Origin of the sequence: Streptomyces sp. RLB3-17 (assembly GCF_007113425.2) — a bacterium.
In the GTDB taxonomy this organism is placed as follows: domain Bacteria; phylum Actinomycetota; class Actinomycetes; order Streptomycetales; family Streptomycetaceae; genus Streptomyces; species Streptomyces mirabilis_D.
Genome location: NZ_CP041610.2, coordinates 5812743 through 5824763, shown reverse-complemented (window position 1 = coordinate 5824763; position 12021 = coordinate 5812743). Strand labels below are relative to the sequence as shown.

The following is a 12021-nucleotide window of genomic DNA, read 5'->3' as shown; positions in this document are numbered from 1 at the left end:
CCCAGGGTTGTGGATCCACCGCCGCACGGCCTGTGGATCTGTGGATTACTTCGTCTCGACCGCGTGGCCGCCGAACTGGTTGCGCAGCGCCGCGACCATCTTCATCTGCGGCGAGTCCTCCTGCCGCGAGGCGAACCGCGCGAACAGCGACGCGGTGATCGCGGGCAGCGGCACCGCGTGGTCGATGGCGGCTTCCACCGTCCAGCGGCCCTCGCCGGAGTCCTGTGCGTAACCGCGCAGCTTCTCCAGGTGCTCGTCCTCGTCCAGGGCGTTCACCGCCAGGTCCAGCAGCCAGGAACGGATGACCGTGCCTTCCTGCCAGGAGCGGAAGACCTCGCGCACGTCGGTGACGGAGTGGACCTTCTCCAGGAGCTCCCAGCCCTCGGCGTAGGCCTGCATCATGGCGTACTCGATGCCGTTGTGGACCATCTTGGAGAAGTGGCCCGCGCCGACCTTGCCGGCGTGCACCGCGCCGAAGTCGCCCTCCGGCTTGAGCGCCTCGAAGATCGGCTGCACCTTGGCGATGTTCTCGGCGTCGCCGCCGTACATCAGCGCGTAGCCGTTCTCCAGGCCCCAGACGCCGCCGGAGACGCCGCAGTCGACGAACCCGATGCCCTTGGCCGCCAGTTCCTCCGCGTGCTTCTCGTCGTCCGTCCAGCGGGAGTTGCCGCCGTCCACGACGACGTCCCCGGGCTCCAGGAGCTCGCCGAGCTGGTCGACGGTGGACTGCGTGGCGGCACCGGCCGGGACCATCACCCACACCACGCGCGGACCCTTGAGCTTGCCCACAAGATCTTCCAGGCTGTGGACATCGGCGAGGTCCGGGTTGCGGTCGTATCCGATGACGGTGTGGCCTGCGCGGCGGATCCGCTCGCGCATGTTGCCGCCCATCTTGCCGAGGCCGACGAGACCGAGCTCCATCAGTTGTTCCTTAGGTTTGCGACGTGGCGTGAGGGCACTTTCGTACCTGTGTCCGAGCCTAAACCCGGACGCTCACGCACACCTGTGGGCATAGCCGCTCAGACGTACGCCCCACATGCGAATGCGCCCGCCGGTCCGATCGGACCGACCGTCCGGCGGGCTCACCTCGCTCAGCCGCTCAGACGCACCGGCATGATCAGGTACTTGTATGCCTCGTCCGCCTCGGCGTCCACCGCGGGCTTGCCGCTCAGCAGCGCGGGCTTCGTGGACGTGGTGAAGGAGAGCTGCGCCACCGGCGAGTCGATGGCGCTGAGGCCGTCGAGCAGGAACGTCGGGTTGAAGGCGATCGAGACGTCGTCGCCCTCCAACTGCGCGTCGACCCTTTCCACAGCCTGTGCGTCGTCGCTGGAGCCCGCCTCCAGGATCAGCACACCCTGCTCGAAGCTCAGACGCACCGGGGTGTTGCGCTCGGCGACCAGGGCCACACGCTTGACGGCCTCCACGAAGGGGGCGGTCTCGATCACCGCGATGGAGTTGAACTCCGTCGGGAACAGCGAGCGGTACTTCGGCAGGTCGCCCTCCAGCAGGCGGGTGGTCGTGCGCCGGCCCGCCCCCTCGAAGCCGATGAGTCCCTCGCCGGCGCCCGAGCCGGACAGCGCCAGGATCACGCTGTCGCCGCTCGTGAGGGCCTTGGCGGTGTCCAGGAGCGTCTTGGCGGGCACCAGGGCCACCGCGGACGCATCGGGGTTCTCCGGCTTCCACAGGAACTCGCGGACCGCGAAGCGGTAGCGGTCGGTGGAGGCCAGCGTGACCGTGTCGCCCTCGATCTCGATGCGCACACCGGTGAGCACGGGCAGCGTGTCGTCACGGCCCGCCGCGATGGCCACCTGGGCGGCCGCCGAGGCGAAGACCTCACCGGGGACGGTGCCGGTCGCCGACGGCATCTGCGGCAGCGCGGGGTACTCCTCCACAGGCAGGGTGTGGAGTGTGAATCGCGAGGATCCGCAGACCACGGTCGCCCGTACACCGTCTGTGGAAATCTCCACCGGCCGGTTGGGGAGGGCGCGGCAGATGTCCGCGAGCAGGCGGCCGGAGACGAGGACCGTGCCCTCCTCGTCGATCTCCGCGTCCACGGAGACGCGTGCCGAGACCTCGTAGTCGAAGCTGGAGAGGCTCAGTGCGCCCTCCTCGGCCTTCAGAAGGAGGCCGGCGAGCACAGGCGCCGGCGGACGGGCCGGGAGGCTGCGTGCCGCCCAGGCCACTGCCTCCGCGAGTACGTCGCGTTCCACCCGGATCTTCACCGTTGCCGCCTCCGTCTGTTGCCGGCGCTCTCGCCCTGCTGGCCTTCGTCGTCTGACTCGGTGTCGTTCAGCCCTGTGGCGGGCAGGACACCGGGGACCAGTCTGACGCACCGCGCTGACAGTCGGTGCCCCTCGGGGTCAAGTCGTGCCGAGCGGCACCAGAGCCTCCGAGAGCGAGTTGTGCACAGCCCCGTCTTCGAAACGATTCCCAGCCTCTATCTAGTTGGTCTTAGTAGTAGGGCCTGTGGAAACCGTGGATAACCGTGTTTTCGCAGGTCAGCCGGGATTTTTTGTCCACTGACCCTGTGGGCGGAGGCGGTGGACAACCGGGGGTCTCTGTGGACGACGAAAAGTTCTGCACACTCGATGCACAGCCTCGGGCCACTTCTCCCCAGATCCGTCCCCAGCTTTACCCACGTTCCCCACAGGCCAATCCGGCACCTTGGTGTGACGCCTTTCACTCGACACGGTGATTGGGCGCGTCACGTTGCCGAACAGTGGACAGGGGTGTGGAGAAGCTGGGGACGGCTGGGGACAACCGGCTCCAGCCTGTGGGTCGTCGGTGGACAACTCCGTGCACACCCTGTGGATCTTTTCTTCGTCCACAGTCTGTGGAGAGTCTTCGTCCACGAATCCACAGGGGGCTGACCTGCTCTGATGGTCTTTCAACAGTGGCCCCTGTGGACACGATCGGGACAACTTCACGGTCCCCAGGGTGTGGACGCCAGAAAGTCACCGAATCTGTGGAGAGTGGCCGTAACCCGGCTCGTATTCGAACAGCTGATGTCGTTCCGGTAGCGGTGAAACGAGGGCCGACGGCCTCGGAACAGGCCCCAGAAGCCCTCGGCGCCCCCTTGGGACCGGGTCTCAACCCCCTCGGAGCGAGGTCGAGCACCTTCCGGGGCCCTCTCGGAGCGAGTGCCGGAGGCTCTGGGACGGCTGCCGGAACCCGTCTCGGCGCGCATACGAGAACCGCGGGCCAGAACCGCGGGCCGCGCGGCCCGGAACAGCCGCGCGGCCCGGAATATCGCTCCGGAACAGCGAAAGGCGCCCTCGGGACCGTGTCCCGGGGGCGCCCTCGGCGGTGTACCGCCGCGCCTGTCAGCCGTTCTTGATGCGGTTGGTGAGCTCGGTGACCTGGTTGTAGATGGAGCGGCGCTCGGCCATCAGCGCGCGGATCTTGCGGTCGGCGTGCATGACGGTCGTGTGGTCGCGGCCACCGAACTGCGCGCCGATCTTCGGCAGCGAGAGATCGGTGAGCTCGCGGCACAGGTACATGGCGATCTGTCGCGCGGTCACCAGGACGCGACTGCGTGAGGACCCGCACAGGTCGTCCACCGTGAGGCCGAAGTAGTCCGCGGTGGCCGCCATGATCGCGGTCGCGGTGATCTCCGGGGCGGAGTCCTCGCCGCCCGGGATCAGGTCCTTCAGGACGATCTCCGTCAGCCCGAGATCCACCGGCTGCCGGTTGAGCGACGCGAACGCCGTCACCCGGATCAGCGCGCCCTCCAGCTCACGGATGTTGCGCGAGATCCGGGACGCGATGAACTCGAGCACCTCCGGCGGAGCGTTGAGCTGCTCCTGCACCGCCTTCTTACGAAGGATGGCGATACGGGTCTCCAGCTCGGGCGGCTGGACGTCCGTGATCAGACCCCACTCGAAACGGTTCCGCAGCCTGTCCTCCAGGGTCACCAGCTGCTTGGGCGGCCGGTCGCTGGAGAGCACGATCTGCTTGTTCGCGTTGTGGAGCGTGTTGAAGGTGTGGAAGAACTCCTCCTGCGTCGACTCCTTGTCCGCCAGGAACTGGATGTCGTCGACCAACAGGATGTCCATCTCGCGGTACCGCTTGCGGAAGCTGTCGCCCTTGCCGTCGCGGATGGAGTTGATGAACTCGTTGGTGAACTCCTCGGAACTCACGTACCGCACCCGCGTACCCGGGTAGAGGCTGCGCGCGTAGTGCCCGATCGCGTGCAGCAGGTGCGTCTTGCCGAGACCCGACTCCCCATAGATGAAGAGTGGGTTGTACGCCTTCGCGGGCGCCTCGGCGACGGCGACGGCGGCCGCGTGCGCGAAGCGGTTCGAGGCGCCGATGACGAACGTGTCGAAGAGGTACTTCGGGTTGAGGCGCGCGGTGGGCTCGCCCGGACCGGACGCCGGCGCGGGCTTCGCGCCCAGCGGGCCGGGAGCGCCGCTGGAGGACGGCAGCGAGGGGCCGCCGCGGTGCGACGGCGCACCGCCCGAGGACGGCTCCTGGAGGTCGCGGCGGTCGGGGCGCTCGTACTCGGAGCGCGGCTGGTCGTAGTCCTGGCGCTGCTGCTCGTAGGGCGGGCGGTCCATCGACTGCGGCCGGTAGCCCTGCGAGGGCGAGGCGTACGGGTCGCGGTCGGGGAAGCCGAGACGCTGCTGCTGCCAGCCGTAGTCGTCCTGGCTGTGCCGAGGCCAGGCGCCGGGCTCGGGGCGCTGGTAGTCCGGATAGGCGGGGCGGGCGGTCGGCAGGTGGTCCGCGCGGGACTGGTCGGAGCGGCCGGGCGGCAGCTGGTCGCCGGGGGCGCCCGGGAGCTGGTCGGAGCGACCGCCTCGGTGGTCACCCCGGTGGTCGTCGGCGCGGTGGCGGCCGTACCCCTCGTACCCGTCGCGGCGCTGAGTGTCATAGGGGTTGCGCTCGTCACGGCCCGGGGAGTCGTAGCCGCCCCGGTCTTCGCGGCCCTGGGAGTCGTAAGCGTGGCGCTCGTCACGGCCCTGGCCGCCGTAGCTGTTGCGGTCCTCGCCGCCCTGGCCGCCGTAGGGGTTCCGCTCGTCGCCGCCCGGACCGTCGTACGTGTCACGGCCCTGGCCCGAGCCGGAGGGGAGCTCGGGCTCCTCGTACCGGGCCTGGGGGGCGGGCGGCGTCGGAGACTGGGGTTCCCCGGCCGAGTCGTCGACGGTGATCGCGATGCGGATCGGGCGGCCGCACTCGCGGCTCAGCGTGTCACTGACGATCGGCGCGAGACGTCCTTCGAGGACGCCCTTCGCGAATTCGTTCGGAACCGCGAGCAGCGCGGTGTCCGCGACCAGTGCCAGCGGCTGGCAGCGCTTGATCCAGTGCTCGTCCTTCGCCTCCACACCCTGACCGCGGCCCTCACCGAGGAGCTGTTCCAGTACTCGTGGCCACACTGCGGCAAGATCGGCAGGTACGTCAGCCACAGGGCACGCTCTCTCACGGGTCCCACGAACGTGTGGTTCTGGGAACAGGTTGGGAAGTCAGTCGGGTGGGGCGGTGGGAACAAATCCGCTGGGGCGGTGGGAACGGAACGAATCGGAGTTCAGCCACGGTAGTCAGGGCGACCGCTGCGGTTCAAGTTGTTGTCCCCAGCCTGTGGATAGTGTCTCCCGCCAGGAGCTGGTTTGACCGGATGGCGCAGCCGCGCGTACCGTAACCAGGTCGAGTTGTCGATGGCTGCTGCCGCCTGCCTCCGATGGGCACAGATCGCGAAGAGTGATCGGGAAGCGGTGCACTCGGGCGTAATACGAGCTACCTCGTGGGCGCACGGTGACAGCCAGGACGGCACCCCGCCACCACCGATTCTTTCTGGAGCCCCCGAGTGAGCAAGCGCACCTTCCAGCCGAACAACCGTCGTCGCGCCAAGACCCACGGCTTCCGCCTGCGGATGCGCACCCGTGCCGGCCGCGCGATTCTCGCGAACCGCCGTGGCAAGGGTCGCGCCAGCCTGTCCGCCTGATAACAACAGGTCATGATGTCGTGCTGCCTACCGAGCATCGGCTGAGGCGGCGCGAGGACTTCGCGACCGCGGTACGCCGAGGACGCCGGGCCGGACGCCCGCTCCTCGTCGTCCATCTACGTAGCGGTGCAACGGACCCGCACGCGCCTGGGGAGAGCGCTCCCCCGACGCGTGCGGGTTTCGTCGTGAGCAAGGCCGTGGGCGGAGCGGTCGTCCGCAACAAGGTGAAGCGCAGACTTCGCCATTTGATGCGTGACCGAGTCGCCCAGTTGCCCCCCGGTAGCCTGGTAGTCGTACGAGCGTTGCCCGGTGCGGGCGACGCCGACCATGAACAGCTGGCCCGAGACCTGGATGCCGCCCTTCAGCGGCTGCTGGGAGGGGGCGCGCGATGAAGTACCCGCTGCTGGCTCTTATCAAGCTGTACCAGTGGACGATCAGCCCGCTGCTCGGGCCGGTGTGCAAGTACTACCCGTCGTGCTCCCACTACGGCTACCAGGCCATCGACCGGCACGGTGCGATCAAGGGAACGGCACTCACCGCCTGGCGCATCCTCCGGTGCAATCCGTGGTCGCTGGGCGGCGTGGACCATGTTCCGCCGCGCAAGCGTCCGCGGTGGCACGAAATGCTGCGTAACGCCTGGCGCGCACGCAAGGGCGGGAACTCCGCCGCCGAACCGGCCATTGAGGGTCATGGAATGTCCGACCATCCCTCGAGTCCGGCCGCCGAGACCCCGTCCCATGCTCAAGGAGCCTGATTAGTGGACACGATTGCCAGTCTGTTCAGCTTCATCACGACACCCGTTTCCTGGGTCATCGTCCAGTTCCACTCTGTGTACGGGAAGATCTTCGGTCCCGATACGGGCTGGGCCTGGGGCCTGTCCATCGTGTCCCTGGTGATCCTGATCCGTATCTGCCTGATCCCGCTCTTCGTGAAGCAGATCAAGGCCACTCGGGCCATGCAGACACTGCAGCCCGAGATGAAGAAGATCCAGGAGCGCTACAAGAACGACAAGCAGCGCCAGTCCGAAGAGATGATGAAGCTGTACAAGGAGTCGGGTACCAACCCGCTCTCCTCGTGCCTTCCCATCCTGGCGCAGTCGCCGTTCTTCTTTGCTCTGTACCACGTGCTCAACGGCATCGCGACCGGCTCGACGATCGGCGTCATCAACGAATCGCTGCTGGCCAGCGCTCGTAAGGCGCACATCTTCGGCGCCCCGCTGGCCGCGAAGTTCACGGACGGACAGTCCAAGGTCGAGGCCCTCGGTGCCTCGCTGACCGATGTCCGGGTCGTCACCGCGATCATGATCGTGATGATGTCGGCGTCGCAGTTCTACACGCAGCGCCAGCTGATGACGAAGAACGTCGACACCACGGTGAAGACGCCCTTCATGCAGCAGCAGAAGATGCTGATGTACGTCTTCCCGGTCATGTTCGCCGTCTTCGGTATCAACTTCCCGGTCGGTGTCCTCGTCTACTGGCTGACCACCAACGTGTGGACCATGGGCCAGCAGATGTACGTCATCCGCAACAACCCGACCCCGGGTTCCAAGGCTCAGGCCGCGTACCTCGAGCGCCTGCAGAAGCACGTCACGCACCACGAGAAGACGCGCAGCCGTGGCGAGAAGGCCATCGTGAAGGCGATCGTGGCCAAGGGCCGCGACCGTAACGAGTTCGAGCGCAAGTTCATCAACAGCCTGACCAAGGTGGGCCTGGTGGCCCAGGCTGACGGCACTGTGGTGAAGGGTCAGGCCGAGGCGACTGTCGAGGCCGAGGACGGCACCACGACCACCACTGGTGGCGCTCCCAAGCGTCAGCAGCCGAAGCGCCAGTCCAAGTCCCAGCGTCAGTCGGGTACGGCGGCAGGCGGGGCGAAGGCGGCGGGTGAGCCCGAGCCGAAGACCTCGCTGACCAAGTCCGACGACCCGCAGGACGCCAAGCCCGCCGCCAACCCGGCAGGTGGCGCCAACAAGCCGGGCACCGGTACCCGCAGCAAAGCCCAGTCAGGACAGCGCAAGGGTCCGCAGCGGCCCAAGTCCCCGTCCAAGAAGTAAGAAGGAGTCCATCCCGTGACGGAAGGCACCACCTCCGCCGCCGCTGAGGGCGACACCCTGACCCGCCTTGAGCAGGAAGGCGAGATCGCGGCGGACTACCTCGAGGGTCTGCTGGACATCGCCGATCTCGACGGCGACATCGACATGGACGTCGAGGCCGACCGCGCCGCTGTCTCGATCATCAGCGACGCCAGCAGCCGCGACCTGCAGAAGCTGGTCGGTCGCGACGGCGAGGTGCTCGAGGCCCTCCAGGAGCTCACGCGCCTGGCCGTTCACCGGGAGACCGGGGACCGCAGCCGCCTGATGCTGGACATCGCGGGCTACCGGGCCAAGAAGCGCGAGGAGCTCTCCGAGCTGGGCGCCAAGGCCGCGGCCGAGGTGAAGAGCTCCGGCGAGCCGGTGAAGATGAAGCCGATGACGCCCTTCGAGCGCAAGGTCGTCCACGACGCGGTCAAGGCCGCGGGTCTGCGCAGTGAGTCCGAGGGCGAGGAGCCGCAGCGCTTCGTCGTCGTGCTTCCCGCCTGATCGGTACGAAGGTTTCTTCGGCCCCGTCTGTTGAGCAGGCGGGGCCGAACTTTGTCAGCCTGATAGTCCCTCGTAGTTCGTGGTAATCCCTGATAGCCCTGGTGGTCAGCGCTCAGCGCGCTTATGTGGTACGGAAGGACGGTCCCCGTGACGGAGGCAGCGGAGCTTCCCCCTGCGCCCGAGCAGGCGCGCGAGGTATTCGGCGATCGCTTCGCAGACGCGGTCCGGTACGCGGAGCTGCTGGCCGAAGCGGGAGTGCAGCGAGGGCTGATCGGCCCCCGCGAGGTACCCCGGCTGTGGGAGCGGCACCTGCTGAACTGCGCGGTGCTCTCGGAGGTCGTGCCCGAAGGCGTGACCGTGTGCGACGTCGGCTCCGGCGCGGGGCTGCCCGGTATTCCGCTGGCCCTGGTCCGGGACGACATCAAGATCACTCTGCTGGAACCGTTGCTGCGGCGGACCAACTTCCTCACCGAGGTCGTCGAACTCCTCGGTCTCGACCATGTCACCGTCGTGCGCGGCCGCGCCGAGGAGGTCATGGGAAAGCTGCCGGCGGTCCACGTGGTGACGGCCAGGGCTGTCGCCCCACTGGACCGGCTGGCGGCATGGGGCATCCCCCTTCTCCGTCCGTACGGCGAGATGCTGGCTCTCAAGGGCGACACCGCTGAGGAGGAGCTGAAGAGCGCCGCGACGGCCCTGAGCAAGCTCGGCGCCGTGGAGACGTCGATCCTGCACGTCGGCGAGGGCATTGTGGACCCGTTGTCGACCGTGGTGCGGGTCGAGGTCGGGGAGAGCCCAGGTGGCGTGCGCTTCGCCGCGAAGAGGGCGAAGGCGGCCCGGACGGGGCGGACACGCCGACGGCGCTGATCCTGAGCGCGCAATAGATCGTGGACTCCCGGTTCCGCAGGGCGGAGCCGGGAGTTCTTTGTCACTCTGGCTGATCCGTCCTGACGACGACCCGTACTCCACACAAGCTGCCAAACCTACGCATCTCGGAGTGTCGCGCCGTGATGGCCCTGGCCGCTAGGCATCGTGTTTCACGTGAAACGTCGCTCACTGCTGCACGGCATCATCAGTCGCGGCCGCGCCGCGGCCGAACCCCGCGACCGGAAGCCTCTTGGTTCACTCGCGGAGGGTGCGGAGTTGTCCACAGAGGTGGATTTCTCCACAGAAGAACGGGCCTCGCTGGTTCACGACCCCGAAGGCATGGGAGGCTCTGTTCATTGCGAGCCTGAAGTCGAGGAGAGTGAATCCTTGCGGTCCGACGCCAACATCGCGGGACCGATGACCGATCCGGTCCCCGGTCCCCGTACCGAGTCGCTGGGGGAGGATGTTTCACGTGAAACACCGCCCCCCATGGACGACACTCCTATTGGTCGTGCTGCCCAACTGGCGGTGGAGGCGCTGGGTCGCGCCGGTGAGGGCCTGCCACGGCCCGAACAGACCCGCGTCATGGTCGTCGCCAACCAGAAGGGTGGGGTGGGCAAGACCACGACCACGGTCAACCTTGCTGCCTCGCTTGCCCTGCATGGCGGCCGTGTCCTGGTGATCGACCTCGACCCTCAGGGCAACGCCTCCACGGCACTCGGCATCGATCATCACGCCGAGGTGCCTTCCATCTACGACGTGCTGATCGACAGCAAGCCGCTCTCCGAAGTCGTCCAGCCGGTGCCCGATGTCGAGGGTCTCTTCTGTGCGCCTGCCACGATCGATCTCGCCGGTGCGGAGATCGAGCTGGTGTCCCTGGTGGCACGGGAGAGCCGACTGGAGCGAGCGATCCAGGCGTATGAGCAGCCGCTGGACTACATCCTCATCGACTGCCCGCCGTCGCTCGGTCTCCTCACGGTCAACGCGCTGGTCGCCGGTGCGGAGGTCCTCATTCCTATCCAGTGTGAGTACTACGCGCTGGAAGGCCTGGGCCAGCTCCTGCGTAACGTCGACCTGGTGCGGGGGCACCTCAACCCCAACCTCCATGTCTCAACGATCCTGCTCACCATGTACGACGGCCGGACGCGCCTCGCGTCCCAGGTCGCGGACGAGGTGCGCAGCCACTTCGGTGACGAGGTGCTGCGGACGAGCATTCCTCGCTCGGTCCGTATCTCCGAGGCCCCGAGCTACGGCCAGACGGTGCTGACCTACGATCCAGGATCGAGTGGTGCCCTGTCGTATCTTGAGGCGGCACGAGAAATCGCCCTCCGCGGAGTCGGAGTGGCGTACGACGCGCAGAACGCCCATGTGGGCGTACAGAACAGTCAGAACATGGTGGAGGGGATCCAGTGAGTGAGCGACGACGAGGGCTGGGGCGGGGCCTCGGCGCACTGATCCCCGCGGCTCCGACAGAGAAGACAGTTCCCTCGCCGGCAGGCGGATCCTCCGCCTCGTCGGCGGTTGGACCCGTGCTCACGGCAGAGCGCGGGGTGGCCGCGGCGAAGGTGACCACACTGCCGCCTGTTTCACATGAAACAGAGGAGTCGCCGACGATCGGGACCCCGGAGGTGCCCTCCGCGCCTGTCGGTGCTCACTTCGCTGAACTGCCTCTCGACTACATCACCCCCAACCCGCGTCAGCCTCGTGAGGTGTTCGACGAGGACGCTCTTTCCGAGCTGGTTACCTCCATCAAGGAGGTCGGGCTTCTCCAGCCGGTCGTCGTGCGTCAGGTGGGTCCGGCGCGCTACGAGCTCATCATGGGTGAGCGGCGCTTCCGTGCCTGCCGTGAGGCGGGGCTTGAGGCCATTCCTGCGATCGTGCGGGCCACGGAGGACGAGAAGCTTCTCCTGGACGCGCTGCTGGAGAACCTGCATCGCGCCCAGCTGAACCCGCTCGAAGAGGCGGCCGCCTACGACCAGCTGCTGCAGGACTTCAACTGCACACACGATCAGCTGGCGGACCGTATCGGCCGCTCGCGCCCGCAGGTCTCCAACACTCTGCGGCTGCTGAAGCTCTCGCCGGCGGTTCAGCGTCGTGTCGCCGCCGGAGTGCTCTCCGCGGGCCACGCTCGCGCTCTGCTCTCCGTCGCGGACTCGGAGGAACAGGACCGGCTGGCCCACCGCATCGTGGCCGAGGGACTGTCGGTGCGGGCCGTCGAGGAGATCGTCACCCTCATGGGATCGCGCCCCCAGACCGTTTCGCGCTCCAAGGGACCGCGGGCCGGCACCCGGCTCTCCCCGGCACTGAGCGACCTTGCCACCCGCCTCTCGGACCGCTTCGAGACCCGCGTGAAGGTCGACCTGGGTCAGAAGAAGGGAAAGATCACGGTCGAGTTCGCCTCGATGGACGACCTCGAGCGGATCCTTAGCTCTCTCGCCCCGGGTGAGGGAGGCGTTCTCCAGAGGAGTCTCCTGGACGACGACTCCGAGGACACGGAGGCCTGAGTCGCGCGGCGACGGGGCGGTTCCCGTCGATCGACCACAAGAGCGGGCCGTGTCCGGTGTGTACCGGAACACGGCCTGCTCTTTGCTTTCAGGCGGTATCGATGCAATCGCATCGTGGATACGATGCGATCGGGTAT

General features: G+C 67.5%; 11 protein-coding genes. 8 read left to right on the top strand and 3 right to left on the bottom strand.

Annotated elements, in window-relative coordinates; all coding sequences use genetic code 11:
* Positions 1 to 45 precede the first annotated feature (45 nt).
* From gnd to dnaA, 3 genes are all read right to left on the bottom strand, one after another.
* On the bottom strand, positions 46 to 921 hold the full coding sequence (gnd, locus tag FNV62_RS26445; protein ID WP_099921709.1) for a phosphogluconate dehydrogenase (NAD(+)-dependent, decarboxylating): 876 nt from the start codon (positions 919 to 921) through the stop codon (positions 46 to 48).
* Between the two features lie 170 nt (positions 922 to 1091).
* Positions 1092 to 2222: a DNA polymerase III subunit beta gene (gene dnaN / locus FNV62_RS26440; protein WP_060896769.1), complete on the bottom strand. Its 1131-nt coding sequence runs from the start codon at positions 2220 to 2222 to the stop codon at positions 1092 to 1094.
* A gap of 1101 nt (positions 2223 to 3323) precedes the next feature.
* Positions 3324 to 5405: a chromosomal replication initiator protein DnaA gene (gene dnaA, locus FNV62_RS26435; RefSeq protein WP_143627282.1), complete on the bottom strand. Its 2082-nt coding sequence runs from the start codon at positions 5403 to 5405 to the stop codon at positions 3324 to 3326.
* 398 nt (positions 5406 to 5803) lie between these two features.
* On the opposite strand from dnaA, the gene rpmH reads away from it, so the two are divergent.
* The 8 genes from rpmH to FNV62_RS26395 all read left to right on the top strand — a co-directional run bounded on the left by rpmH (position 5804) and on the right by FNV62_RS26395 (position 11884).
* Entirely contained in the window at positions 5804 to 5941 is a 138-nt protein-coding gene (rpmH, locus tag FNV62_RS26430) for a 50S ribosomal protein L34 (protein ID WP_006381191.1), read from the top strand.
* Positions 5942 to 5961: 20 nt separating this feature from the next.
* Positions 5962 to 6333, top strand: coding sequence for a ribonuclease P protein component (gene rnpA, locus FNV62_RS26425; RefSeq protein WP_075031495.1), 372 nt, complete (start codon positions 5962 to 5964; stop codon positions 6331 to 6333).
* The gene (gene yidD / locus FNV62_RS26420) at positions 6330 to 6695 is read left to right on the top strand and encodes a membrane protein insertion efficiency factor YidD (RefSeq protein WP_054236429.1); all 366 of its coding nucleotides are present in this window, start codon (positions 6330 to 6332) and stop codon (positions 6693 to 6695) included. The genes rnpA and yidD overlap by 4 nt, the downstream gene beginning before the upstream one ends.
* Before the next feature lie 3 nt (positions 6696 to 6698).
* Positions 6699 to 7991, top strand: coding sequence for a membrane protein insertase YidC (gene yidC / locus FNV62_RS26415; RefSeq protein WP_143602289.1), 1293 nt, complete (start codon positions 6699 to 6701; stop codon positions 7989 to 7991).
* A 15-nt stretch (positions 7992 to 8006) separates the two neighbouring features.
* A complete protein-coding gene (locus FNV62_RS26410; protein WP_060901646.1) occupies positions 8007 to 8516 on the top strand; it encodes a protein jag in 510 nt (169 codons plus the stop codon).
* 147 nt (positions 8517 to 8663) lie between these two features.
* Positions 8664 to 9380: a 16S rRNA (guanine(527)-N(7))-methyltransferase RsmG gene (gene rsmG, locus FNV62_RS26405; protein WP_097285442.1), complete on the top strand. Its 717-nt coding sequence runs from the start codon at positions 8664 to 8666 to the stop codon at positions 9378 to 9380.
* Between the two features lie 339 nt (positions 9381 to 9719).
* Positions 9720 to 10793 (top strand): AAA family ATPase, encoded by a 1074-nt coding sequence (locus FNV62_RS26400; RefSeq protein WP_079090321.1) that lies wholly within the window; start codon positions 9720 to 9722, stop codon positions 10791 to 10793.
* Positions 10790 to 11884: a ParB/RepB/Spo0J family partition protein gene (locus FNV62_RS26395; protein ID WP_143627280.1), complete on the top strand. Its 1095-nt coding sequence runs from the start codon at positions 10790 to 10792 to the stop codon at positions 11882 to 11884. Before FNV62_RS26400 ends, FNV62_RS26395 begins: the two co-directional genes overlap by 4 nt.
* Positions 11885 to 12021: the final 137 nt, after the last annotated feature.

Coding starts and splice junctions, on each gene's coding strand:
- FNV62_RS26400 (WP_079090321.1), top strand. CDS start 9,720: ATGGGAGGCTCTGTTCATTGCGAGCCTGAAGTCGAGGAGAGTGAATCC.
- gnd (WP_099921709.1), bottom strand. CDS start 921: ATGGAGCTCGGTCTCGTCGGCCTCGGCAAGATGGGCGGCAACATGCGC.
- yidD (WP_054236429.1), top strand. CDS start 6,330: ATGAAGTACCCGCTGCTGGCTCTTATCAAGCTGTACCAGTGGACGATC.